The organism is Gemmatimonadota bacterium (assembly GCA_026387915.1).
In the GTDB taxonomy this organism is placed as follows: domain Bacteria; phylum Gemmatimonadota; class Gemmatimonadetes; order Gemmatimonadales; family Gemmatimonadaceae; genus Fen-1231.
This window is the reverse complement of sequence record JAPLKS010000017.1, coordinates 274664-300419: the sequence shown is the minus strand read 5'-3', so window position 1 is coordinate 300419 and position 25756 is coordinate 274664. Positions and strand designations below refer to the sequence as shown.

The 25756-nt window shown below is 64.5% G+C and carries 21 protein-coding genes and 1 riboswitch; of the genes, 13 read left to right on the top strand and 8 right to left on the bottom strand.

Annotation, left to right across the window (positions count from 1 at the left end; all coding sequences use genetic code 11):
* The first annotated feature begins 8 nt into the window (after positions 1 to 8).
* From NTZ43_11090 to NTZ43_11080, 3 genes are read left to right on the top strand one after another with little or no spacing between them, the layout of a single operon-like run.
* Positions 9 to 1628 carry an aldehyde dehydrogenase family protein gene (locus NTZ43_11090; GenBank protein ID MCX5767756.1) on the top strand — a complete coding sequence of 540 codons (1620 nt, stop codon included), beginning with the start codon at positions 9 to 11 and terminating at the stop codon, positions 1626 to 1628.
* 14 nt (positions 1629 to 1642) lie between these two features.
* Positions 1643 to 2233: a YggT family protein gene (locus NTZ43_11085; protein ID MCX5767755.1), complete on the top strand. Its 591-nt coding sequence runs from the start codon at positions 1643 to 1645 to the stop codon at positions 2231 to 2233.
* A gap of 13 nt (positions 2234 to 2246) precedes the next feature.
* Entirely contained in the window at positions 2247 to 2528 is a 282-nt protein-coding gene (locus NTZ43_11080) for a DUF167 domain-containing protein (GenBank protein ID MCX5767754.1), read from the top strand.
* A gap of 119 nt (positions 2529 to 2647) precedes the next feature.
* Here the strand turns inward: NTZ43_11080 and NTZ43_11075 are convergent, their stop codons facing one another.
* From NTZ43_11075 to NTZ43_11060, 4 genes are all read right to left on the bottom strand, one after another.
* The gene (locus NTZ43_11075; GenBank protein ID MCX5767753.1) at positions 2648 to 2833 is read right to left on the bottom strand and encodes a hypothetical protein; all 186 of its coding nucleotides are present in this window, start codon (positions 2831 to 2833) and stop codon (positions 2648 to 2650) included.
* 17 nt (positions 2834 to 2850) lie between these two features.
* Positions 2851 to 3774 carry a hypothetical protein gene (locus NTZ43_11070; GenBank protein ID MCX5767752.1) on the bottom strand — a complete coding sequence of 308 codons (924 nt, stop codon included), beginning with the start codon at positions 3772 to 3774 and terminating at the stop codon, positions 2851 to 2853.
* Between the two features lie 53 nt (positions 3775 to 3827).
* Positions 3828 to 4472 carry a CPBP family intramembrane metalloprotease gene (locus NTZ43_11065; GenBank protein ID MCX5767751.1) on the bottom strand — a complete coding sequence of 215 codons (645 nt, stop codon included), beginning with the start codon at positions 4470 to 4472 and terminating at the stop codon, positions 3828 to 3830.
* Positions 4473 to 4717: 245 nt separating this feature from the next.
* Positions 4718 to 5380: an HNH endonuclease gene (locus tag NTZ43_11060; GenBank protein ID MCX5767750.1), complete on the bottom strand. Its 663-nt coding sequence runs from the start codon at positions 5378 to 5380 to the stop codon at positions 4718 to 4720.
* 180 nt (positions 5381 to 5560) lie between these two features.
* Here NTZ43_11060 and NTZ43_11055 point away from each other — a divergent pair, with 180 nt between their 5' ends.
* From NTZ43_11055 to NTZ43_11035, 5 genes are all read left to right on the top strand, one after another.
* Entirely contained in the window at positions 5561 to 6973 is a 1413-nt protein-coding gene (locus NTZ43_11055; protein ID MCX5767749.1) for an amidohydrolase family protein, read from the top strand.
* 126 nt (positions 6974 to 7099) lie between these two features.
* Positions 7100 to 7525, top strand: a complete 426-nt coding sequence (locus NTZ43_11050) for a hypothetical protein (GenBank protein ID MCX5767748.1) — start codon at positions 7100 to 7102, stop codon at positions 7523 to 7525.
* Between the two features lie 208 nt (positions 7526 to 7733).
* Complete coding sequence (locus NTZ43_11045) at positions 7734 to 8567, top strand: copper chaperone PCu(A)C (GenBank protein ID MCX5767747.1); 834 nt, start codon at positions 7734 to 7736, stop codon at positions 8565 to 8567.
* Positions 8564 to 9043 carry a copper chaperone PCu(A)C gene (locus NTZ43_11040; GenBank protein ID MCX5767746.1) on the top strand — a complete coding sequence of 160 codons (480 nt, stop codon included), beginning with the start codon at positions 8564 to 8566 and terminating at the stop codon, positions 9041 to 9043. The genes NTZ43_11045 and NTZ43_11040 overlap by 4 nt, the downstream gene beginning before the upstream one ends.
* Positions 9040 to 9642, top strand: a complete 603-nt coding sequence (locus tag NTZ43_11035; GenBank protein MCX5767745.1) for an SCO family protein — start codon at positions 9040 to 9042, stop codon at positions 9640 to 9642. Before NTZ43_11040 ends, NTZ43_11035 begins: the two co-directional genes overlap by 4 nt.
* A 45-nt stretch (positions 9643 to 9687) precedes the next feature.
* On the opposite strand, the gene NTZ43_11030 is transcribed toward NTZ43_11035, so the two are convergent.
* Together NTZ43_11030 and NTZ43_11025 are read right to left on the bottom strand one after the other, a co-directional pair.
* A complete protein-coding gene (locus NTZ43_11030; GenBank protein MCX5767744.1) occupies positions 9688 to 10386 on the bottom strand; it encodes an ABC transporter ATP-binding protein in 699 nt (232 codons plus the stop codon).
* 25 nt (positions 10387 to 10411) lie between these two features.
* Positions 10412 to 11656 carry an HlyD family efflux transporter periplasmic adaptor subunit gene (locus NTZ43_11025; GenBank protein MCX5767743.1) on the bottom strand — a complete coding sequence of 415 codons (1245 nt, stop codon included), beginning with the start codon at positions 11654 to 11656 and terminating at the stop codon, positions 10412 to 10414.
* A 786-nt stretch (positions 11657 to 12442) separates the two neighbouring features.
* Here NTZ43_11025 and NTZ43_11020 point away from each other — a divergent pair.
* Both NTZ43_11020 and NTZ43_11015 read left to right on the top strand, forming a co-directional pair.
* On the top strand, positions 12443 to 14803 hold the full coding sequence (locus NTZ43_11020) for a TonB-dependent receptor (GenBank protein MCX5767742.1): 2361 nt from the start codon (positions 12443 to 12445) through the stop codon (positions 14801 to 14803).
* A gap of 99 nt (positions 14804 to 14902) precedes the next feature.
* A protein-coding gene (locus tag NTZ43_11015) for an IS5 family transposase (GenBank protein ID MCX5767741.1) occupies positions 14903 to 15705 on the top strand; the annotation gives its coding sequence in 2 pieces (ribosomal slippage) (positions 14903 to 15233 and positions 15233 to 15705; 804 coding nt in all).
* Positions 15706 to 15714: 9 nt separating this feature from the next.
* Here the strand turns inward: NTZ43_11015 and NTZ43_11010 are convergent.
* Together NTZ43_11010 and NTZ43_11005 are read right to left on the bottom strand one after the other, a co-directional pair.
* Positions 15715 to 18180, bottom strand: coding sequence for an ABC transporter permease (locus NTZ43_11010; protein ID MCX5767740.1), 2466 nt, complete (start codon positions 18178 to 18180; stop codon positions 15715 to 15717).
* Positions 18181 to 18301: 121 nt separating this feature from the next.
* Positions 18302 to 19588: an MFS transporter gene (locus NTZ43_11005; protein ID MCX5767739.1), complete on the bottom strand. Its 1287-nt coding sequence runs from the start codon at positions 19586 to 19588 to the stop codon at positions 18302 to 18304.
* 176 nt (positions 19589 to 19764) lie between these two features.
* Positions 19765 to 19840, top strand: a riboswitch (SAM riboswitch).
* Positions 19841 to 19873: 33 nt separating this feature from the next.
* On the opposite strand from NTZ43_11005, the gene metF reads away from it, so the two are divergent.
* From metF to NTZ43_10990, 3 genes are read left to right on the top strand one after another with little or no spacing between them, the layout of a single operon-like run.
* Positions 19874 to 20779, top strand: coding sequence for a methylenetetrahydrofolate reductase [NAD(P)H] (gene metF / locus NTZ43_11000; GenBank protein MCX5767738.1), 906 nt, complete (start codon positions 19874 to 19876; stop codon positions 20777 to 20779).
* Between the two features lie 57 nt (positions 20780 to 20836).
* Positions 20837 to 24553: a methionine synthase gene (gene metH, locus NTZ43_10995; protein MCX5767737.1), complete on the top strand. Its 3717-nt coding sequence runs from the start codon at positions 20837 to 20839 to the stop codon at positions 24551 to 24553.
* A 6-nt stretch (positions 24554 to 24559) separates the two neighbouring features.
* The gene (locus NTZ43_10990; GenBank protein MCX5767736.1) at positions 24560 to 25750 is read left to right on the top strand and encodes an EAL domain-containing protein; all 1191 of its coding nucleotides are present in this window, start codon (positions 24560 to 24562) and stop codon (positions 25748 to 25750) included.
* Positions 25751 to 25756: the final 6 nt, after the last annotated feature.

The following is a 25756-nucleotide window of genomic DNA, read 5'->3' as shown; positions in this document are numbered from 1 at the left end:
CGACGCAGATGACCTCCACCTTGCCCCCGACGCTAAGCAACAGTGAGACCACAGCTTCCCCCCCTTCGTTAGGGGGGCGGCCCGTTGAATCCCGCGACCCGGCCACCGGCGAGCTCTGGCGGTCATTCCCCACCACCTCGGCGGCTGACGTCGAGGCCGCCGTCGCCCGGGCCAGACAGGCCCAGCCGGCCTGGGCGGCCACCCCCCTGGGTGACCGGATCCAGATGCTGCGGCGCTTTCACGACGTGCTCTACCGCCGCCGCCACGAGGTGGCTGACATCATTACCCGCGAAAACGGAAAACCGCTCGCGGAGGCACTCAGCACCGAAATCACCATCGCGATGGACTTCGCGAATTTCTACGCCGCCGAGGCCCCACGGTTCCTCCGCGGCAAGTGGCGCACCGGCGCGACCATGGGGATGATGCGAAAGCGGGTCAAGATTCTGCACGACCCCTACGGCGTGGTCGGCATTATCTCGCCGTGGAACTACCCGTTCATGCTGGCGACGGTCGAAATTTTCCCCGCCCTCGTCACGGGCAACACCGTGCTCCTCAAGCCGAGCGAGTTCACCCCGTCGTGCGGCGCGATGATCGGCACGCTCTTCGCCGAGGCCGGCGTGCCGGCCGACGTGCTGACGGTGCTACAGGGCGATGGCTCCACTGGCGCCGCACTGTCTGGCGCGCCGGTCGACAAGATTTTCTTTACCGGCAGTGTGGCGACTGGGCGCAAAGTGGCGTCCGCCTGCGGCAACCGACTGGTGCCCTGCTCGCTCGAACTCGGCGGTAGCGACGCCGCGATCGTGCTTGCCGACGCCAATGTGGCGCACGCCGCGCGCGGCATTCTCTGGGGCCGATTTAGCAACGCGGGCCAAACGTGCGTGGCGCCAAAGCGTGTGTTTGCCCACGCCGACGTGTACGACGAACTCGTGTCGGAGATGTCGCGGATTGTCGGCGCGCTGCGGGTGGGTGCCGGTTCGTCGGTGGACACCGATGTCGTGGCGGTCATTCGCCCGTCATCGGTCACGACGCTCACCGAGCAGCGCGACGATGCCATCGCGCGCGGTAGTCGCGTTGCCGCGAGTGCCGCAGCACCGGTGGGATCCACGGGCAGCTACTTCGCCCCCACGGTTCTGGTGGACGTGCCGGCCGACGCGAAGGTGCTGACCGAAGAAACGTTTGGTCCGCTGCTTCCCGTGGTAAAGGTTCGCGACGACAACGAAGCCGTGGCTCGCGCCAATGCGAGTAATTTTGGATTGTCGGCGAGCGTGTGGAGCCGGAACACCGCACATGCCGCCGCCGTGGCCGCGCGCATCGAAACCGGCAGCGTGACGCTCAACGACGCGATTGTTTCGCCTGGTATGGTAGAAGTGCCGCACGGCGGCGTGAAGTCGAGTGGCATCGGTCGCACGCACGGCATAGCGGGGCTGGAAGAGTGCGTACGTCCCAAGGCCGTGATTGCCGATCAGTTCACCGGCTGGCGACAGGCGTGGTGGTTTGGCTACTCGCGCGAGCATGCAGACGGGCTCGACGCCTTTGTGCGCCTCGCCCACAGCAAGAGCGTACTCGAACGACTCGCCGCCATTCCCGCTGTGGTCCGGCTGTTGTTTTCGCCGCGACGCCCCCTGTAACCGGAGAACGCATCGTGGCTGGCGTTGTGCAAACTCTGGATCTCACGCTCGGTTTCATTCGCGGCGGTTTTTTTGTCGTCGCACTCGTGCTCGCCGGTGTGTGCGCGCTCGACTGGCTCGTGCGCGCCCGCAAGGTGAATCAGTTCAGTGCGCTCGCACGGTTCATGCGCGGCACGGTGGACCCGCTTATCGCTCCTATCGAAGCACGCGTGGTGCGCGCGGGCGGGGTCCCGCAGGCCACACCGTGGTGGGCGCTGGTCTTCGTGATCCTCGCCGGCATCGTGCTCATTTCGCTGCTCGAGTTCATCCGCAACCAAGTCGCGTTCCTGTTGTTCTCCATCGACAGCGGACCACGCGGTATCTACCGCGTGCTGGTGGCGTGGTCGTTTGCGATTCTGCAGCTCGCGCTCATTGTGCGCGTGATTCTCTCGTGGGTGCGTGTGCGCCCAGGGCACTGGATCGTGCGCTGGAGCTACAATCTGAGCGAGCCGCTTCTGCGTCCGCTCCGCCGCCTCATTCCGCCACTCGGCATGATGGACATCACGCCGATCATTGGCTATCTGCTGCTGAACCTGCTGCAGAGTTTCTTCCTGCGACTGTGGTAGCGCAGGCGCCGTCATGCTGACGGTGACGCCGCGCGGGGACGCCGTGCGTTTTGCCGTGCGCGTGCAACCCAAGGCCAGCCGAGTGGGCGTGGATGGGTTGTACGGCGACGCGCTGAAGGTGCGCGTGCATGCACCACCTGTGGACGGCGCCGCGAACGCCGCGGTGATCGAGGTGATTGCCGACGCGCTGGGCGTGCCCAAGCGCGCGGTCCGCATTGTGAGTGGCGACAGCTCACGATCGAAAGTGGTGGAGGTGGACGGCGTGAGCGTGGCGCAGGTGCGGGCGCTGGAATGAGCGCGGCCGTGCATCGGAAGAAACGCCAAGCGGGGCGACGGCAGATGCCGTCGCCCCGCTTGGTTTACGCTCTGCTCCGCTCAACTACGTGCTGCGTCCTGCGTCCTGCGTCCTGCGTGCTACGCCTTGCCCACGCGCCGCATGTACAGCCACGCGGCACCCAATGAGACGCTGGTGCTGATGACCATAACGGCGACGGAGTCTCTGATCCGCGTATTCCCACTCAGCGACATCAGCCCATACACTGCGAGAAAATTCCAGACCGCCGAAAACACGAACTCCGATACCTTCGCCAACTTGGGCATCGCACGTCCTCCGAGATTTAGATGGCAAAAAACTGAAAAAGACTCGCCCCGACTGCTACCAAGGCCGCAACCGCGCCCTTCAACTGCCACGGAATCGGCAGTCCCTGCATGGCGCGAAGCGCCGCCGCGGCGCCACCGGCGTCAGCACTCACAAAACGGGCAAAGCGGTTCCAGTCGCTGCGCGGATCTGCCATCACATTCATCGCGAGCGCATCGCCACCCACCGAACCCCAGTAGCCGGAACTCCCCGCCGCCACCGACGCCGCCGCATACACAAGCTCCGCGCTCTCAAGCGAACCGGCCGCATTCACGGCGCGATTGATGGCGCCATCCATGTCACTCGGCGAACCTGCACTGCCGATTTCATTCGCCATCCGCTCCACAATGCTGATGGCTGCGGCTTCATCGTCGAACGTCGCCGAGCTGAACGGCGCGACGTCCGCCGCCACGGAGCGGGCCGTCGCCGCGCTCGCAAACAGCGCCATCGGCTGCGCGATCGCGCGGCACTGCGCCGTCCGGGGCGCAATGTCGCTCGCCATGAAGAACGCGCGCTCCTGCGATGCCTCAAAGCCGCCGTGTTGCGCCGTGGCGGCAAGATTGCCCTTGATCACCGCTAACACCCAGTTGCAGTCATGGCGCATCGCCTGCGCGGCAACAGGATCGGACGCTTTCACTGCGGCGTACTTCTGCAGCGCGAGATTCAACAACCGGTTGTGCTCCTGCCCTACCCACCGCGACCGCGACGGAATGCGGCGCCACACCGTGGGATCTTCGTTGGCCACTACGTCGGCGCTGCGCGGACCAATAATGGACGAGAGATCTGGCGTCGGCGCGGGACCGACCGGACTCGCGGGCGAACGCGTATCGCTGCACGCCACAACAGTCGCGGCGGTCAACACGGCGACAACAACGCCGACAATGGCAAAGCGTTTGGTATTCATGGCAATGGTTCTCCCTTGCTGCTGGATGGAGGCCGCCCGTGGCGGCCCCTCCGTTACCAGCAGTGGGCGACGGCAGCGTCGTACATCGCGTGCGCCAGCATCGGGGCGAGCAACGAGCGATCGCCGAATGCCAACGAACCGAAGACGAGCCCCGCCGCGAACCGCGCGGCGATGAGCGACCACCCCAGGGCGGGCCTGGTGATGCCCCCGTGCGCGAGAGCGAATGTCAGCGACACAACCACCAACGTCACGCCCGCGCGCACGCGGACGCGCCCGACCAGCTCCGCGACCGCCGCACTGACGGTCTCCGTGAGCAGTCCCCGGAATGCGAGCTCCTCGGTCAGGGCCGGCAGGAGCGCGGTGAGCATCAGCCATTGGGCACGCGCGCCGTCGATCAGGGGCGTCGCCGAGCTGGTGCGAGCGGACAGTAGAACCACGAGGGGGACGCCGGCGAGGACGAAGCGCACAGCACCCCGCATCCACGCACGGGAGTTCGCCATGTGCATCGGCCAGCCCGCACTGCGGCGCACGCACCAAGCGGCGGCCTGCACCACCGCGACAAATGCAGCAGCGCACAGCAGTTGCAACGTCGCGGAATTCGCCGAATGAAGCTGGTTTGCAAGCGATCGAATGATGTACGGAGCCACCACCACAAGCGGCACCACCAGCGCGCCACCCATCAGAACCGGCGCCCGCACACCGAACCTCTCTCGCACCTCCCGCTGCACTCGCCACTCCCCACGACCATCGGCACGCTCGCACATGACGCGCATCCCCCCGTTTCACTCGGCGGGATCGCAGACCCATTCCGAGCACGGACGGGAGGATAGTGCGAACTGGGGCGCGGCGCGGCATCGAATACACGCTGGCCGAATCTGAACGTTGCCGTCACACCAACGTCACTCGCGCACGAGTCGGCAGGCCGCCAACTGCGCGAGGCTCGTTACTTGGCGCCGCCTCGACCGCGGCCGCCACGACGGCGCCGACGTTTTGCAGGAGCCGCAGCGGCTGCGGGCGCCTTCACGACCGGCTTTGCCGGCGTACGCGCGCCAACAGTCCGAATCGGTTTGCGCGGTGGGAGCGGCTCCGCATCGCTGTAGGGAGACGGCTCCCCGTACGGCGACTCCCCGCCATCATGCGGCTGCGCACCAAAGAGCTCCTTCGCCGACTTCTTGCGCGGGCGCTTCGCTGGCTTTGGGGTCGGCAATACAACTTCGTCCCCAACCATCGGCCGGAGAATATCGAGAATGCCGTCGCTCAGATGCTGCCCGTACATAAAGAGGTGCCGCGCACGCGCCCGTCCGCCGAGTACCCAGGCGAGGAAGGATTTGTCGGCTTTGGCGGTGTTGCACGTTTTGCAGGCGAGCACAAGGTTGTCGCGCCGATCATATGCCGACTGGCCTCGGCGCGGCGTCACGTGGTCGAGCGTCAGTGTGAGCGCAGGGAAAGTGCGGCCACAGTACGCGCACACCGGACCATGCGAGTGGAGCAACCACTCGCGCGTTTCGGCGTAGGCCGCGCGCCCCGTGGGGACCGACGTGTGTTCGATGCGGGGTTTTCCGCCGCCACCGCCGGAGCGCCGGCGGCGTTTCTGAGGAGTCGCCATTAAATGAACAATACTGGGTTGGGCTTTCCGCCGCGAACAGTCGGCCCTTCGCACCACGGAGAGTACCGAGGAGCGGGAGCACGCATTCGGCGGTAAGTTTCTCGCAACTGCCGGACTCGTGCCATTCGCACGCCAGAGAATCCCGCGCTGTCGCTCCCGCCATCATTCGGAGATTGTCGTATGCGTCGTCGTCTTGAGCTCCACGCGCTTTCGCTTGTTGCGCTCGCCACGCTCACCGCAACCGCTGCCGCGCAGACGCCACGCACGGAACGCTGGCGGTGGCTCGACTCAAGCACCGCCACGAGTAACGACCCGCGCCGCGTTCCGATGCCGCCCGGTTACTACGCCCCCACCGGCAGCATCGTCCTCACCGGCGGTCGCCTCTGGGACGGCACCGGCGCTCCGGCCCGGAATGCGACGGTCGTAATCACCGGCAACCAGATTGCCGCCATCCTTCCGCCCGGTAGCACCAACTGGCCCAAGGACGCACGCGTCATCGACGTCGCTGGCAAAACCGTCATGCCGGGGCTCATCGACCTCCACACGCACATCGATTATCGCAACCCAGGCAACTCCGATGCGCAAGCCTTCAGCTTGGCCGACGGCGCGTTGCGCGGCGTCGAGCGGCTGCGATACTACATCGAAGGGGGCATCACCACCATTCGCGACACGGGCTCCGATCGCGAAACCCCCTTTGTGCTCAAGCAGTGGATCACCGAAGGGCGGCTCGCCGGACCACGCATTTTTGCGGCGGGCTCACTGATCGTTGGCCGCGGCGGTCATGGCGGCGAAGTCGAGATTGACGGCGCGCGCGCCCTCCCGAGCGTGCGCGAAGCATCCGGAGCCGATGCGTGGCGCGACGCCGTACGCGATCAGGTGCGCAAAGGCGCCGATTTCATCAAAGTGGCAAGCCACTTCTCCGACGAAGAAATCCGCGCCGCCGTCACCGAAGCGCACGAACTCGGCGTGAAGATCATCGCCGACGCCGAGACGTTCTACATCGAGCGGGCCGTCCGCGCGGGCGTCGACATGATCGAACACCCGCTCCCCCGCACCGACGAAACGATCAAGCTGATGGCAGAGCGCAAAGTGGCCTCAGACCCAACGCTCATCCCGTACTCGATCATCTTCCGCCTGAGCGGTGGCTACTTCGGCTCCACCAGCCGCCGCTTCACATTCTCTGACTCCGCAAACTTTACGCTCGTCAAGAAGATGAAGGACGCGGGCATTACGCTCGGCATCGGCACCGACCTCGTCTCCGACTGGTATCGCTACCTCCCGTGGCCCTATCACGAGGAGATGCGCCAGTTCGTCCGGCTCGGTTACACCGTGCCCGAAGTCCTCGGCATTGCCACGCGCGTGAACGCGCAGTTGCTCGACATGGGCGACAAACTCGGCACCCTCGAACGCGGCAAACTCGCCGACGTGCTCGTGGTGGCTGGCCGTCCTGATGTGGTGTTGGATGACATCGCGAATGTAGACCTCGTCATTCGCGATGGGCGCCTGCAGGTGCAGCGCGGGCAAATCGTGGTGCCGCGACATGAACCGGTGCCGCCGCCGAAGGCTGGGGGCAAGGAACCGAAGGTTCCGTAACGTGCGGTAACCACGTCCGAGGGTGGCGATAACGAATCGTGGCGCCGAAATACTGACGGGTTAGCGAACCGCGTAGCGACTGGTCGGGAGTTGCACGCCCCATTGAGGCGAGTAGCTTCAGAGTACATGCTCCGACGCTCCCGTTCGCATCGCGTCTTTAGCACGCTGTTGAGCGCATTCTTTGCGCTGTTCAGCGCGATGCCGAGCGCGTGGCGTCCCTGCCCAATGCACGGCGCCGCCCATACGGCAGGGCAGGCAGTGAATGCTAATCACACGGCGAGCATGCCCTGTGATCACGAAATGGGGGCGGGATCAGCAAAGGCGCCGATGCCTACGCGCCCAGGGACGCCAATGCCGGCGCACCCCTGCGACTGTCCCACGAACTGTTGCGGTGCGCCGACCGTGGCGCTCCTCAGTGTGATCGGCCTGCTGCCAACGCCGCCGGTCCGCGACGCGGACGCGACGAGCATCGAGTCCGCACCACGCCGTGCACCGTCGCGCGATCGGCTGCTCCCCTTTGCGAACGGCCCACCCGCCGCGCTCGCCGACTGACGCCTCGCGTCAGTCCACCGTACTGCTCATCGGTCACGTAACGAAGCGGTGCCTGCGCTTGGCATACGCCGTTTCCGTGACAGCACACCTCTCACAACGCTCGGCGGCGCGTGGCGCGGCCGACGGTTAATCCGGTGTCGCATATATGAATCGTTCGTCCGTAGCACGCGGGCCGACGCGACGGAGACTTTTCCGGCGTAGCGGCGCCGTGCTCTGCACGCTGCTCACCGTTGCGTGCGCGCCAGCGGGTGGCGGCGTGACAATTGAGCAGGCGGTGCTCGTACTACCGATCGGCGGCGCGCCGGCGGCCGTGTACTTCACGGCGCACAACCGGGGCGCCGCCCCTGATACGATCCTCGGCGTCGCGGTCGACGTTGCCAGCCAGACCACGATGCACACGCAGCAACAACACCGCATGCCGTCCAGCGGCGGATCGCTTGCACTCATGACCCCTGTCGAAGCGGTGCCGATTGCCTCGGGGGAAGCGCTTCGCTTTTCCCCCGGCGGGTTTCATGCCATGGTCGAAAACTTTCGTCGGCCGATCGTGCGAGGCGACACCGTGCGGGCAACGGTGCGACTCTCCGGCGGGCGGGCGACGTTCTCCGTTGCGCACGTCGTGACCTACGACGATCTCGACAGTGCGCTTGCCCCCACTTCCACGGCTCAACCCATGCGAGCCGCCTTCGCTCGCGCGTTCGCCGCCGTGAGCGGTCGAACACGGAACACCGCTCCGGCTCCATCCGTCGCGGAGGGACGCACGCTGTATTTGGCAAACGGATGCGCCACCTGCCACGGCCCCACAGGCCAGGGCGACGGCCCTATTGGCAAAACACTCGACCCTCAACCGCGCAATTTTCGTGACAGCGCTGCATTCAAGAATGGAACCGACCCTGCTGCCGTTGCCCACACGATTGCCGTGGGCATCGCACAAGGCGGAGCCATGCCGCTCTTCGCACACCTCACCAACGACGAGCGACTCTCGCTCGCGCTGTATGTGACGTCGCTGCGCCATACGACCTACGAAAGGAAATCCCAACCATGATGCCGACCGCCCGCCTCTTCCACGTCGCGCTCCTTAGCGCTACCGTCGCGCTCGCGAGTAGCGCTGCGCCCGCCATCACCAATGCCCTCCTCGCCCAGAACACCGCCATCACCGCCCACGATGCGTGGGCGCGCGAAGCCGCCGCAGGTCGCACAGTGACGGCCGTCTTTGTCACCGTCGAGAACAGTGGCGCGACACGCCGTTCCATCGTGAGCGGAAAGACCGATGTGGCCGACACCCTCGAACTCCACGAGATGAAAGCCAACGGCTCCATGATGCAAATGTCACCGGTCAAATCGATCGACGTCCCCGCACACGGCAAAGTGGAACTCAAGCCAGGGAGCCTGCACATCATGCTCTTCGGCCTCAAGAAGCCACTCACGACGGGTGACACCGTGAAGATGACGCTTACGCTTGATGACGGCACCAAGCTTTCCGTCGCGGCGCCGGTGCGAAAGATGGAAGGGATGAAGTGAGTCGCCGCACGCGGTGGTGGTGGGTGACGCTGGCCCCACTCCTCCTCGTCGTCGCATGGGTCGCCGTGTCGCGACTGGGCCAACCGGCCCAGTCGCTTCCGGTGCAGTCCACGGGCGGCGACTTCACGCTCACCGACCACAACAGCACGCCGTTCGCGTTAACATCGCTCCGCGGCAAGGTGGTGCTCATCTTCTTTGGGTACAGCCTCTGCCCCGACGTCTGCCCCACGACACTCTCCAAGCTGTCGTCCGTCGTTCGCCGGCTCGGCGATGAGCGCACGAAGATCACAACGCTCTACATCACCGTCGATCCCGAGCGCGACACACCCGAAGTCCTCAAGGTGGACCTCGCCAGCTTCGACCTCGACGCGGTGGGGCTGACGGGCTCGCGCGCCGACATCGATCGTGTGCTTAAAATGTATGGCGCCAGTTATGAAATCGTCCCGAAACCGGAATCCGCCGCACGGTACTCGGTGACGCACACCACCACCCTGTACGCACTCGACACAAAAGGACGGGTGCGACTCCAGTTCCGCTACGAGGCCAGCGTCGACGAGATCGTCGCCGGCCTCAAGGCCATTCTTGCGGCGGAACCGTAAGCATGCCGCACCGCGCTATTCGAAGCGCAGTGCGCCAACACCCACTCAGACTGCCGCAGTCTCCACCACGCGCCCATCAAAAAGCCGCACCTCACGGTCCGCGTGCTCGGCATACCGCACGTCGTGCGTCACCATGCAAATGGTGGAGCCGTTCGCGTGCAATTCGCGCAACAAGGTCATCACCGACTCGCCATTGCGCGAATCCAAGTTGCCGGTGGGCTCGTCGGCGAGCAGAATGGCCGGATCGCCCGCCACGGCGCGCGCCACCGCCACGCGCTGCTGCTGACCGCCGCTCAGTTGCCCAGGAAAATGCTTGGCGCGATGCGACATCTCCACCCGCGCCAACGCCGCGGCCACGCGATCCTTCCGTTCGCTCTCGGGCATGTCGCGGTACGTCAACGGCAGCTCCACATTCTCGGCGACGGTGAGATCGCCAATCAAATTGAACGCCTGAAAAATAAATCCGATCTGCCGATTCCGTACGCGGGCTCGCTCCAGCGGCGTCAGTCGCGCGACGCGCTCGCCGGCGAGCGTGTACTCGCCGCCCGTCGGCGTGTCGAGCAAGCCGAGGATTGAGAGCAAGGTGGTCTTGCCGCAGCCAGACGGCCCGCTGATGGCAACGTATTCCCCCTTCGCAATCTCGAAGTTCACGTCCGCCAGCGCATGCGTTTCGAGTTCGTCAGTCAGAAACACCTTTTGGATTCCCTCAAGGCGAATCAGGGTGGAGCCTGGGGTCGATGCCATCGTCTAGTTCCGTTGAAGGTCAGGACTACTTGAGGCGCAGACGAGCCGCATTCGCGTACTGCGACATGTCGGATACGATGATTTTGTCTCCCACCTCGAGCCCGCGAATGATCTCGATAACGTTTACCGAGCTTCGCCCCAGCTCCACCGACACGCGCACGGCCGCCCTGCCGCCGTCCACCAACTTGAAGAGCGAGGCCGTGCCAGCGCCTGTGCCAAAGGACGGACGGCCGCTGTACATGACGTTGGTGAGTTTCTCGATCACAATGGTGCCATCCACACTCAAATCGGGCACGGCGCCTTTTGGCAATGCACCGTCCAGCGACACATCCACCGTCACGGTGCCATTCTGCGCGGACGGATCTTTGCGCGTCACATGCCCGGCCACAATGCCATTGCGCGTGTCCACGCTCGCCTTCTGGCCGATAGCCACATCCTTGGCCTGCCCCTCAGGAATGCGCAAGACGGCTTTCAGCGTGCCAGGTTGCACCACTTTCGCGAGCGTCGCGCCTGCCGGCACCCACTGCCCGAGTTGTAACGTGAGATCTTGCAGCACGCCGCCCTCAGGCGCCCGTACCATCAATGACCGCAACCGCTCCTGCTGATTGTCCGCAATCGCACGGAGCTGCACCACCTGACTCGCCTGCGTCGCGATCTGCGAATCGATGGCCTGCTCCATCAGCTTCAACCGCGACTGCTCCACCCGGAGGCGCGTCGTGTATTCCTCGGCGAGCGCGGTGCGGTTGGCGAGTTCAAAACTCGACACCAGCTTGCGCTTGGACAGCGAGTCGGCAGCCATCGCTTCCTGTGTCGCACTCACATATTGCGTGTGCGTGGTGGCCACCACGCCCTGCTGCGAGAGGAGTTGCCCGCGCAGATTGGTCTTTAAATTCAGCAACTCAATCTGCGCTTGCCGCACCTGCTGCTCGGCTTGCATCGTTTGAATCTGCAAGTCGGGGTTGCTCAACTCGAGCAACAATTCCCCAGTGCCCACATGCTTGCCACTCTCGCTCGCGAGCCGTTCCACACGTGCGCTCGCCTGCGCTGTGATCCAGCGAATGTGCTCCGGCACCAGCGTGCCGGGGCCACGCACGTCGCGCACCACGTCGCCTTTGCGTACGCTGTCAATCAGCACCGCCGAGCGGTCCACGCTCTGCGAGGCGGGGCCGAGGCGCATCAGCCACACGCTGACAAGCACAAGCGCAACGACACCAGCCGCGATCAACCGGTTGCGGCGTGTCTTGCTAGGCGGAGTTCGAGCGATGTCCATCTTAGAGAAGAGAGCGTTTCATAACCTCGAACCCGCACGCAGGCTGCGTCGAGAGACGCATTCGGTCGCGACGACGGGAGTACCGAACTCGCTGCGCGCCCGGCATCAGCTACTGCCGCGTGACGCTGTACGTTGCGCCGGGAGGGGCTCCGTTGGGTCGTTGACCTAACGCGGTCGCACGGCCACCGCCTGCGCGCGAGCGCCTCGAAGCCAGCCGGTGACAGACGCGCGGGTTATGTGTACATTCCGCCGTGATGCGGTCCCGGAGCCTCCTCCAGCGTGTGCTGTTCTTGGCGCTTGCCATCGTGCAGATGGGAGCGCCCGCGCTGGCGTCCGTGGCCGACGCCTCTCTTGCGGCGCGGACGACTGACGTCGCGTTCCGGACGCACGTCGAAGATCACACGCATCCTCGGTGCGCGGCGACGCATGCCGACGACTGCGTGCTGTGCCAGCTCCTGTCGCATGGCGCGGCGACACCGGGCGAAGCTCCCGCGCCGCGAGTCCCCCGTCGCGCTCTGCTCCTCGGCTCGACGCAAGACTGTGTCGCCTTCGCAGGGCCGCGCGCACGCGCGGCCGAACAGCCCCGGGCCCCGCCGACCCTGGCCTGAGCACCGCCGGATCGCGAGCCATGGCGCTCGCCACTGGCCCCTCGCAGCTCGTCCCTGACACCTCGCGGTCACGCGGAGGTCGGTCGGGCGTGCTGTCCACGCATCTCCGACTATTCGCGAGCCGACCGGCGCCGCAGTTGCGCCTCGGCCTCTCCACTATCGCATCGAGGATTCTCCCGTGAACCTCCGTCACTCCATTCGGGCACTGCTGCCCCTTGTCCTCCTAGTGCTCACGTCCACCGTTGCCCGCGCCTCCGCCCATTCGGCGCCCGGCGCTCCGATGGCCGACCTGCACGGAACTGTCACTGACAGCGCGTCGGGCTCACCCATCGGGTCGGCCGAGATCGCGGTGACGCGTGACGGCCGCGTGGTGGCCGCTACGCAATCCGACGCCTTCGGTCGATTCCTCGTACACAACCTCGCCGACGGGACCTACAAGCTCGTCGTGCACTTCATCGGGTTCCGTCCCGCGGAACGGACGGTCGTCGTTCGCGGCGGCACCACACCGCGCCTTTCCATCGCACTCACGGCAGCCGTGGTGACGCTATCCGCCGTGCAGATCAGCGCGCAGGCGCCGATAGCGGTGGATACGCGCACCGGCGACCAGACGTACACCGAGGAACGCGCCCACGAGGCCCCCACGACGTCGTCGTCGCAGATCATCCAGCAGTCGGTGGCGGGCGCGGTACGCGCGCCTTCGGGCGAGGTGCACATCCGCGGGCAACATGCCGAGTACACGTACTACGTGGATGGCGTGCCGGTGCCGAGCGGCATCTCGGGGAGTCTCAACGAACTGTTCGACCCGAAGATCGTGAACAACATCAAGTTCAAGACGGGCGGGTGGGACGCCGAGTACGGCAACAAGAACGCCGCCGTGATCGACGTCACGACGCGCGTGCCGTCGGGTGGGTTCCACCTGAACGCGTCAGCGTTCGACGGCGCCTTCAACACGAACGGCCAGTCGCTGAGCGCGAGCACCAACAGCGGCAAGGTCGGATTCTTCGCGTCGTTCTCGCGGCAGGGCACCGATATGCGCAAGGAACCGGTGGCGTTCGACACCGTGTCGTTCAAGCCGTACAACTTCCACAACCACGGCGAGGACCTCTTCGGCTTCGCCAAGCTGCAGATCAGCGCGTCGAACACCGACCTCGTGAATCTCGAGGCGAACTGGTCGCGCACGAAGTTCCAGGTGCCGTTCGACACGGCGGGCGGCGTGAGCGCCGACGACAACCAGGAAGACATGAACGCCTTCGTGAACCTGGGCTGGCGGCACCGGTTCGGCGACGTGACGGCCAAGGATGCCGACGAGGCGAAGGGCGGCGAGCTGTTCGCCGGGCTCTTCCACCGGACCGGGAGCCTGAAGTTCGTTCCTGGATTGGCTGACGACCCGCAGTTCTCGTTCTATCCCGATCCCACGGTGTACAGCCTCCGAGAGAACCGTTCGTTCACGACGGACGGGCTGAAGCTCGACTACAGCTACCGGCCGGACCACGAGTTTGAGTTCAAGACCGGCGTGCTCGCGCAGTTCACGAACGGATCGGAGTCGTTTTCCACCTTCACGCCGGCGGGCAAGGACGGTCCGGCGTCGAACTCGGCGCTCAACGGCAGCGACATCGGCGGCTACGCGCAGATCGCCTGGTCGCTCACCGAGCAACTCGAGTTGCGCGCCGGCGCGCGCTACGACGCGCACACGGCGCCGTTCGCAGGGACGCAGTCGCAGCTCAGCCCGCGTATAAAGCTCAACTACTATCTCGATCAGTCGAACACTTTCTACGCATACTACGGCCGGCTGTTCGTGCCGACGAACGTCGAGGACCTGCGCGCCATCACGAGTGTCGCGCAGGGGGGCGTCCCGGCGCTGCCGACCCTGCCGGAGCGCGACCACTTCTTCGAGGCTGGCCTCATCCATCGGTTCCCGCAGGGCGTCGTGGCGAAGCTCTCGGGCTACCACAAGGAGAGCTCGCCGGGCATCGACGACAACACGGTCCCGGGCTCGGCGATTGTGACGTCGGTGAACATCGAGCAGGTGCGCATCGACGGGCTCGAGGCGGTGCTGGAGGTGCATCCCGAGGACTCGCCGCTCTCGGCGAACCTCAACGTCGCGATCTCGCACGCCTACGGAAGCGGCACGATCACAGGCGGTTTCTTCCCTGACGCGCCTCCGAAGGGCTATTTCGACCTCGACCACGACCAGCGCCTCTCGGTCCTCGGCAACGTGGCGTACACGGAGGGGAGGTATTTTGTGAGCGCGACGGGGATCTACGGGAGCGGGCTCACGAACGGCGTCGCGCCCAGTGATTGCGCTTGCACGTACGGGCGCGGGTTGTTCGACTTCAACTCGGGCATCAAAGTGAAGCCGAACTTCGTCGTGAATGCGAGCGCGGGGCTCACGTTCGTCGTCGGCGAGACAACAGTGAGGCCGGAGGTGTACGTCGACAACCTGTTCGACTCACACTATTTGTTGAAGGGGACGTTCTTCAGTGGGGCGTCGGTGGGGCGGCCGCGGAGCGTGCAGTTGCGAGTGAACGTGGGCATCTGATCGGAATGCAGGTCGTGGCGGCGCGGCGCCCCTGTCGCGCCGCCACGAGCATCCGCAGCGAGAGTCGTGCAGAAGTAACCCGTGCGTCGTCAGTAGGATATGAAACCTCTTCTCGACGATGCGCTGTGGGCGGTCGTAGAGCCGTTGTTGCCCAAGGAACGGAAGCCGGGCAAGGCGGGCGGACGACCGCGCGTGAGCAACAAGCAAGTCTTCACCGGTATTCTCTTCGTGCTGCGCACCGGGCTGCCGTGGCAGTTGCTCCCGCTGGAAATGGGGTGCGGGAGTGGGTCGACGTGCTGGCGGCGGTTTCGGAGTTGGACGAAGCGCGGGATTTGGCGACGACTCCATGCGCTGCTGTTGCAGGAGTTGGCGTGGGCGGACGAGATCGACTGGGACCGCGTGGCCATCGACAGCTCGACGGTGGCGGCGAAAAGGGGGGCAACATCACCGGCCCGAACCCGACGGACAAGGGCCGTCCGGGCTGCAAACGCCATCTTGTGGTCGACGCCAAAGGCGTTCCCCTCGCGGTCCGCCTGACCAAGGCGAACGTCAACGATTGCCAGTTGTTCGAGGAAATGCTGGAAGCGATTCCCGCCCTGAAACGTCGCGGCCCCGGTCGACCGCGCCACCGTCCGGGCAAGGCCCATGCGGACAAGGGCTACGACTTCCGGAAGTGTCGGGACGCGTGCCGGACGCGCGGCATCAAGCACCGCATCGCTCGTCGGGGCATCGAGTCGAGGGAGCGCCTAGGTCGGCATCGCTGGGTCGTCGAGCGCACTTTTGCGTGGCTCAATCGGCAACGGCGCCTCATCTTGCGCTACGACCGCTGGGCCTCGCACTACTCGGGCTTCCTGCATCTCGGCTGCGCGCTCATCTGCTGGTACTACGTCGCGAAGTTATGAAATGCGCTCTTAGTCCGACCGAAGAGTGATGGCGGGGTCAACCGCCGCAGCGCGACGAGCAGGCACGTATGTCGCGGCGGCGGCCACACCAATGAGCACGAGCGGTACCAATACGAACGTCAGCGGATCGAGCGCACTGCCACCGTAGAGAATGCTCCCGAGCAGTCGCGATGCGCCTAACGCGCCAACAAGACCAATCGCAGTGCCAATCAATACAAGCGTGAGACCCTGCCGCATCACCAGCCGAATCACATCCGCCGGCGACGCGCCGATGGCCATGCGAATCCCAATCTCTCGCGTCCGCTGCGACACCGAGTATGCCATCACGCCGTACATGCCAACAGAGGCCAGGAGCAGCCCGAGCACGCCGAACACGCCGAGCGCCGCGCCGGTGACGCGTGCGGGAAGCATGGTGTAGCCGAGGTGCCGATCCATAGAACGAATGTCGCTCAAGGGAAGATTCGCGTCGAGCGCGGTTACTTCATTGCGGAGCGTCGCGATCATTGAATTCGGCTCGCCGACCGTGCGTAGCACGACTGTCATATGCGATGACCAACTCTGCGCCTGCGCGAACCACATGAACTCCGTCGGGGCCTCGCCGAGGCTCCGGTAGCGCCCCGTGGGCACCACGCCGATGACCGTGTAGTCGCGCCTGCCGTTGTGCACGGTGCGCCCTAACGCGTCTTGGCCTGGCCAAAAGCGATCGGCAAATCGCTGGTTCACCACGAGGGCGTGCACCGCGTTGCTGTCATCCTGCGGGGTAAACTCCCGCCCCTTGGTCAACGGAATCCCCATCGTGCGGAAATAGCCGGGACTCACAGCAGACGTCGCGATCGACATCCCTTCACCCTTGGCCGGCACGTAGCCGGGGATCTCGACACCACGCGTGTCGTTCGACGTTCCGAGCGGCATGACATCGGCCATTCCCACCGAGCGAATCGCGGGATTTGCCGCGAGCCGTTCGGTGAGCTGCCGGTAGAAAATTTCCGTGGCGGAGCGCGAGTACCCCTGTAACCCTGGGTCGAGATCGCCCAGCAACAGATTCCCGCCCTGAAATCCTTTGTCCACGCTCGTCGCGTTGCGGAGATTCGCGAGGAAGAGCCCTGAGCAGACAAGCAGCACCATCGAGAGCGCCATCTGCGCCACCACGAGCCCTCGCGTCATCCGAGAACGACCGCCGCCGGCGGGAGCCTCTCCCTTGAGTGCCGGAATGAGTTCGGGGCGCGTGGCCTGCAGCGCGGGTGCGAGACCAAACAGCACGCCGGTCAGCATCGTCACGGCGAGCGAAAAGGTCAGCACCAGCGGGCTCAGTCGAAAATCAGGACGAAAATCCGCATCGACGGGCAACGTGATGCCGTTGCCGAGGGTGATCGTTCCCCAGGCCAGCAACAAACCCGCCGCGCCCGCGACCACCGAAAAGAGCAGGCTCTCCACGAGCAACTGTCGCACCAACGCGCTACGCCGAGCGCCGAGCGCGAGACGAATGGCCATTTCACGGGCACGGTCGCGCGCACGCGCCAGAAACAGGTTCGCCACATTCACACACGCAATGAGGAGGAGCAGGAAAACGACAACCATCACGACCGCGCTCATCCCAACCTGTGCGTCGCGCATTGACGGATGAATCCCGGCGTCAACTTGCCGCACGAGAAGAATGTCACTCTTCTCATACTCCTCCGGAAACTCCGTGCGCAGGTCGCGGCTAATCGCACTCATGCGCGCGCGCCCCTGCGCCAACGAGATGCCGGGCCGCAACCGCGCAATTATGTTCATAAAATTATTGCCGCGGCTATCAAATTCGGCTGCAGGCTGCAGTTGTTTGAGCTGCATCAACGGCATCCAGAGCGCCGGCATGGCGAGCGGGAGCGGCCCGCGGAAGTCCGGTGGCGCAACACCAATAATCTCGGTACTCTGCCCGTTCACCAGCAATTTGCGTCCCACCACATTGGGATCGCCACCGAAAATCGATTGCCATCCGCCGTCGCTCAGCACCGCCACCGGATGGGCGCCACGTCCCTCATCCTCCGCTGGGACGAACGTGCGACCACGCACCGCATTCACGCCAAGCACCGAGAAAAAATCGGCTGACACGATCTGACCGAGCAGCCGCACCGGCCGCTCACCGGTCGAGACGTTCATGTAGCCGAAAGACCAAGCGGCCGTGCCCGCGAACACATCGGTGGCACGGCGGCGAACGTCCCAAAAGTGCAGGACGCTGTTGCTGCCGTACGGTTCGTTGGGCCAACTACGATACACTTGCACGAGTTCGCTGGCTTCCCGCGCGCCGGGGAGCGGGCGCAGGAGCAACGCTTCCACCGCCGAAAACACGGCCGCATTGAGCCCAATACCGAGCGCCAGCGTGAGCACAACAATGCCGGTAAAGAGCGGACTCTTCACCAGCATCCGTCGGGCGAACCGCAGATCTTGGCGCAGCGCCGACAGGGAAAAGAGGGCGCTCGTCTGGGAGTCAGGCATGGGTGGTGGCGGGGGAGAAGCCACGCACCGGAAGGTGTGTGGCGGGGCCAGCTTGGTACCAGTACGGTTGGACAGGGCAAACGGTGTCACTGTTTGAAGAGCCCCAGCTGACTCCAGATGCCTAGCGGCTTCCTGCCTCCCTCCTCGATGGCCCAGCACCCCCGAGTCGGATGTTGAGCACCAACACTCCACCGACCCCAAGGCACGCGCTCAGCAGTAGCCACGCGGCGGTGAACGAGTCGGTTTGACCACGCACCAGCCCGATCAGATACGGGCTCGCAAAGCCGCCGATATTGCCGATCGCATTAATCAAGGCAATGGCACCGGCAGCCGCGGTTCCACTAAGAAAAGCCGTCGGCAGAGTCCAGAAGGTACCGAGCGCGCCCCAAATCCCAATCGCGGCGAGCGAGATGGCGGCAAGCACCACCGTGGGCGTCGTTGCCACTGCACTGATCGCCATGCCGAGTGAACCGGCAAAGGCTGACAAGGCGATGTGCCATCGCCGCTCCCCGGTTTTATCCGAGTGTCGGGCAATAACCACCATGGCCACCGCTGCCGCGATATACGGAATCGCCGACAATACGCCGATCGCGGCATCTCCTCCTTGGGAGAACTGCCTGAGGAGCTGCGGCAGCCAAAAACCAATTCCGTAGATCCCCATGGTCAAGCAAAAGTACAGGAGACCGAGCAGGAACACGCGGGGCTCCAGCAATGCCTCGCGTAAGGTGAAATGGCGCGTGTTGTCTTTCGCCTCTCGCTCGGTCCTGAGTCGTTCGATGAGCCACGCTTTCTCCTCCGTCGTGAGCCACGTCGCTTCTGCTGGACCATTGGGCAGCACCCGCCACACGACGAACCCGAGCAGCACGGCCGGAAGCCCCTCAGCAAGGAAGAGCAACTGCCATCCCCTCAGTCCCAACGCACCGTCCATCGACAGGAGAAATCCTGAAATCGGCCCGCCAATGATTCCAGCCATGGCCGTCGACGTAATAAACAGCGCCATGGCCCGCGCACGCTCGGCGGCCGGAAACCAATAGGTCAGGTAGAGGATCATCCCTGGAAAAAAACCAGCCTCCGCAATTCCGAGCAGCAATCGGAGAGCATAGAAGCTCGCGGGGGTCGTGACGAACATCATGCCAGCAGAGATCACGCCCCAGGTGATCATGATACGCGCGATCCACGCCCTCGCTCCCACCCGCTCGAGGATCAGATTGCTCGGCACCTCGAGCAAGCTGTAGCCGAGGAAGAAGATCCCGGCGCCGAGCCCATAGACGGCCGGCGTAAACCCAAGGTCAGCGTTCATCCGGAGCGCCGCGAACCCGACGTTGATCCGGTCGAGGTACGAGACGACATACAGCAGGAACATGAAGGGAATCAGATGACGCCGAGCTTTGGCGGGGACGTGTTTCATTTAAGCTGATTGAGGTTTTAGACGGTATTCTGCGGCGTCGGATCGCCCTGCGCCAGTTACCGCAGTGTGTGGTCATCGCTCAGGGACCTGCATTTTGGTCCTGCGGCAGAGCGACTCGGGTTCGCCCGCCGCCTGCCCCCTTGCATCATCCGTTCATCCGGATATATTGATATAGACAATTGATTCGTGGCGATTTCGAGGCAACTTGCGGCCACGTTAAATATTCTGCTAAAGCGCCAGCCCGTGGCGCCTCATCGCACCGGGCATTTTTCGTCGGTATCCGCCATGTCGCTTCCGCTCAGCCAGCCGTTTCAGGTCTCCTTCGAGTTCTTCCCTCCCAAAACTGCGGAGATGGAAGAGAACCTCTGGCGCGCCGTCAAACGGCTTGAGCCACTCGCGCCACGCTTTGTGTCGGTCACCTACGGGGCGGGTGGCTCCACGCGCGAACGCACGCACAACACCGTGCACCGCATACTCAGCGAAACCACACTGCAGCCGGCCGCGCATCTCACCTGCGTGGGCGCCACGCGCGCCGAGTTGGACGAGGTCGCCGACGACTACTGGACGAGCGGCGTGCGCCACATTGTGGCGCTGCGCGGCGACCCGCCGGCCTCTTCTGAGCCGCACTATACGCCCACGCCGAACGGCTACGCCTACGCCTCAGACCTCGTGAGCGGACTCAAGGCGCGCCACGATTTTGAAATCAGCGTGGCCACCTTCCCCGAAGGGCACCCGGACTCCACCTCGCTCGATCGCGAGCTCGACAATCTCAAACGCAAAATCGACGCGGGTGCTACGCGTGCGATCACCCAGTTTTTCTTCGATAACTGGACCTATATCAAGTTTGTCGACCGCGCTCGCAAAGCGGGGATCACCGTGCCGATTGTGCCGGGGATTATGCCGGTCACGAACTTTGCCTCGATGCAGAAATTTGCGGCCAGCGCTGGCGCGAGTGTGCCGCGCGCCATGGCTACGCTGTTCGAAGGGCTCGAGCACGACACCGAAACGCGCAAACTGGTCGCCGCGACGTATGCGGCCGAACAGTGCCAACGGCTCGCCGACTCGGGCGTGACCGAGTTCCACTTCTACACGCTCAACCGCGCGGACCTGACGTACGCGCTGTGCCATATCCTTGGGCTGCGCCCAACGACACCCGACGTTAACGGTCAACCGTTAACGGTCAACCGTTAACCGTTCACGACAGTGAACGGGTGTTTGCCGACGACGCGTCGGCACAGCTGAGACGCAATGACCGCCTTCACACGCGCCACCCGCCTCGCCCTGCTCCCCGCCCTCGCGCAAGACCGTATCCTCTTGCTCGACGGCGCCATGGGCACCGAAGTCCAGAAACTCCGCCTTACCGAGGCCGACTATCGGGGCGCGCGCTTTGCCAACTGGCATCGCGAACTGCGCGGCAACAACGATCTCCTGCTCCTCACTCGCCCCGACGCCATCCGCGCCATTCACGCCTCGTATCTCGAAGCGGGCTCGGACATCATCGAAACGAGCACCTTCAACTCCACCACTATTTCCATGGCCGACTACGGCATGGAAGACATTGTCAGCGAGTTGAATGAGACGGGTGCACGCCTCGCACGCGCCGTCTGCGACGAGTTCGAAGCCCGCGACGGTCGGCCGCGCTACGTCGCAGGCATCCTTGGCCCGACCTCGCGCTCGGCGTCCATCTCCCCCAAGATCGAAGACGCGGGCTTCCGCAACGTCACCTGGGACGACCTCGTCACGGCGTACGACCAAGCGACGCGCGCCCTCCTTGCGGGCGGTGCCGACCTCTTGATGGTCGAGACCATCTTCGACACGCTCAACGCCAAGGCCGCACTCTTTGCCATTGAGCAAGTGTTCGACGCGCTCGGCGAACGTGTGCCCGTGATGATCAGCGGCACGATCACCGACGCGAGCGGACGCACGCTCTCGGGGCAGACCACCGAAGCGTTCTTCACCTCGCTGGCACACGCCAATCCATTTTCGATTGGCCTCAACTGCGCCCTTGGCGCCAAAGATTTGCGCGCCTACGTGCAGGAGCTGGCACGCGTAGCGCCGTGCCGCATCAGTGTGCATCCCAACGCCGGGCTCCCCAACGAAATGGGCGGCTACGACGAAACGCCCGCCTTCACCGCTGGCGTGTTGAAAGAGTTCGCCGATGCGGGGATGCTCAACATCGTTGGCGGTTGCTGCGGTACCACGCCGGCGCACATTCGCGCGATCGCCGAGTCGATGCGTGGGGTGGCGCCGCACGTCCCGGCTGCGCCGGAGCCGCGCCTGCGACTGAGCGGGCTTGAACCGTTTGTTATTGGAGCCGATTCCACATTTGTGAATATCGGCGAACGCACCAACGTTACGGGCTCCGCCAAGTTCAAAACGCTGATTCTCGAAGGACAGTACGACGCCGCACTCAAGGTGGCACGTCAGCAGGTAGACGCCGGCGCCGTAATCATCGATATCAATTTTGATGAGGCGATGCTCGACAGCGAGCTCGCCATGCAGACTTTCCTGAATCTCGTAGCGAGCGAGCCATCCATCTCGCGCGTGCCGGTGATGATCGACTCGTCGAAGTGGCGCGTGATCGAGACCGGGCTCAAGTGCCTGCAGGGCAAAGGGGTCGTGAACTCCATCTCGCTCAAGGAAGGGGAGGACGCCTTCATTGCGCAGGCCAAGCTCGTACGCCGCTACGGCGCCGCCGTGATTGTGATGGCGTTCGACGAGCAGGGGCAGGCCGACACGGTCGCGCGCAAAGTGTCCATCTGCACGCGCGCCTACAAGATTCTCACCGAGCAAGTCGGCTTCCCCGCCGAAGACATCATCTTCGACCCGAACATCTTTGCGATTGGCACGGGGATCGAAGAGCACAACAACTACGCCGTCGACTTTATTGAAGCCACGCGGCAGATCAAAGCCACGCTGCCATACGCCAAAGTGAGCGGCGGCGTGAGCAACGTGAGTTTTTCGTTCCGCGGCAACAACCCGGTGCGCGAAGCCATCCACGCGGTGTTCTTGTATCACGCCGTGGCGGCTGGCATGGACATGGGGATTGTGAACGCGGGCGCGCTCACCCTCTACTCCGATATTCCGCCGCAGGTGCTCGAACGTGTTGAGGACGTGGTCCTCAACCGCCGCCCCGACGCCACCGAGCGGTTGCTCGAAGTGGCCGACTCCGTCAAGGGCGAAGCCAGCAAGAAGGGAGCCGATCTCACCTGGCGCAACGCGCCAGTGCACGAGCGGCTCACCTACGCACTGGTACATGGCATCGCCGATTTTGTGGTGGACGACACCGAAGAAGCGCGCCATCTCGCCGAACAGCCGATTGATGTGATTGAAGGCCCGCTGATGGCGGGGATGAACGTCGTCGGCGATCTCTTCGGCAGCGGCAAGATGTTCTTGCCGCAGGTGGTCAAGAGCGCGCGCGTCATGAAGCGCGCCGTGGCCCACCTTGTGCCCTACATCGAGGCGGCGCGGCTCGCGGCGGGCGGCGCGGAGCACAAGGCCAAAGGGCGCATCATCATGGCCACCGTCAAGGGCGACGTGCACGACATCGGCAAGAACATTGTGGGCGTCGTCCTGCAGTGCAACGACTACGAAGTCATTGACCTCGGCGTCATGACGCCGTGCGCAAAGATTCTCGAAGCGGCCGTGGACGCCAAGGCCGACATCATCGGGCTCTCGGGCCTCATCACGCCCTCCCTCGAAGAAATGGCGTTTGTGGCTCAGGAAATGGAACGGCAGGGATTCACGATTCCGCTGCTCATTGGTGGTGCCACCACGAGCAAGGTGCACACAGCCGTGAAAATTGCGCCCGGCTATTCGGGGCCGGTGGTGCACGTGCACGACGCCTCGCGCGCCGTGGGCGTGGCGGGCGCCTTACTCAGTGCCACGCAGCGCGACGGATTCGTGCGCGACCTCGCCACGGAGTACGAAGAGGTGCGCGTCGCCCGCGCCGAACGCCGCAAGGAAGTCACCAAGCAGTCGCTCGCCGAAGCGCGCGCCAAACGCCCCGCGCTCAACCTGCAGGTTCCGGTGCCGCGCCCGACCTTCACCGGCGTGCGCACCTTCGACGACGTAGCACTCAGCGACCTCGTGCCGCGCATTGACTGGACGCCTTTCTTCCAGACGTGGGAACTCGCCGGGCATTATCCGGAAATTTTTGAGGATGCCACGGTAGGCGCCGCCGCGAAGAATCTCTTTGATGACGCGCAGGCCATGCTCCGCCGCATTGTGGACGAACAGTGGCTTCGCGCCCGGGCCGTGGTGGGATTCTTTCCCGCCAACTCCAATGGCGCCGAAGATATTTCGGTGTGGGCCGACGAAGCGGCGCGCGCGGCGGGCGCGGCTCCGCTCGCTACGATTCACACCATCCGCCAGCAGATGGTGAAGCCCGACGGCCGCCCCAATATGGCGCTCGCCGATTTTGTGGCGGATGCCACGAGCGGTGTGTGCGACTGGATGGGACTCTTCGCCGTGACCACCGGGCTCGGGCTCGACGAGCGGGTGGCAGCGTACGAAGCCGCACACGACGACTACAACTCGATTTTGCTCAAAGCACTCGCGGATCGGCTCGCCGAGGCGTTTGCGGAATATTTGCACGAGCGGACGCGGCGCGAGCTGTGGGGGTACGCGCCGCAGGAACAGCTGGACAACGCGGCCATCATTCGGGAGCAGTACCAAGGCATCCGCCCCGCGCCGGGGTACCCCGCCTGCCCTGACCATACGGAGAAGGCGACGCTGTTTGCGTTGCTCGACGCCACCGCGCGGACCGGCATTACATTGACGGAGAGTTTTGCGATGCTCCCGACCTCAGCGGTTAGCGGATACTACTTTTGGCGCCCTGAATCGTCGTATTTTGGAGTGGGAAAGATTGAGAAGGACCAGGTACAGGACTACGCAGTCCGAAAAACCATGTCGCTGGCCGATACGGAGCGATGGCTGGCGCCAATCCTTGCCTATGACCGATAATTAGATATGGCTACTGCCGCAGCCCCCCAATCGAAGTCGATTCCATCCAACGGACGCCGAATTCTCGTCATTGACGATGAACCGGCCGTACTCCGTGTCGTCGGCATGTTGCTCGAACGAAGCGGCTTTTCCGTCGAGAGCGCTGACAGCGCACACGCCGCCCTCAAGCTGGTGGAAAAGGACAAATACCACGCCATCCTCACGGACATCATCATGCCCGAGTTGTCGGGTGTGGAGTTCCTCCGCGAGTTGCGCCGCCACGACCTCGACGTGCCGGTCATTCTGATGACCGCCGGCCCGACCCTCGACTCGGCTATCGAAGCCATTGAATACGGCGCGCAGCAGTATTTGCTCAAGCCGGTGGAACCGGAAGCCCTCGTGCGCGCCGTGGGGCGCGCCGCCGCGCTCGGCGAACTCGCGCGGTTCAAGCGCAATGCGTATGCCAAGGCATCGTCGGAATCGATGCCGTACGGCGACCGGCCAACCCTCGAGAAGGTGCTCAACCAGGCGTTCGGCACCATTCGGGTGGTCTTTCAGCCGCTGGTATCGCTGCGTGAAAAGCGCCTGATTGGCTATGAGGCACTCATGCGGTGCGACGAAGCGCTGTTCGCCTCGTACGGCGCCTTGCTCGCGGCGGCGGATCGGATTGGCTGGCGCACAACACTGTCGCGCACCATTTATCAGCGCATTGCGGCGGCCTGCACCGAACTACCAGAAGGCGCCTTGCTCTTCGTGAACGTGCACCCGAACGACGCGCAGGAAGGATTACTCGCGGGCCCTGAAGCGCCGCTGGAGCCGATTGCGCGCAGCGTGGTGCTTGAGGTGAGCGAGAACACCTCGACGCAGCAGTTCGACTCGATGGCGTCGCAGCTGGCGAATCTTCGCGGCGCGGGCTTCCGCGTGGCCGTGGACGATCTTGGCACTGGCCCGTCTGGGCTCTTGGCGTTCATCCGCATGGCGCCGGACTATGTGAAGCTCGACCGTACGGTGCTCGCCGGGCTCGACAAGGACGAGCCGCGCCGCCGCGCCGTGGCAGGGATGTATGCGCTCGTCCGCGAACTCGGCATCCCGATGATCGCCGAAGGGGTGGAGAGCGCCGGGGAACGCGACGCACTCCTCGCGATGGGTGCGGACTTGGCGCAGGGCAACCTGTTCGGCGCTCCCGCGTCGGGGTTTGTGGCGCCGGTTCTCGGGTAGCTCGAC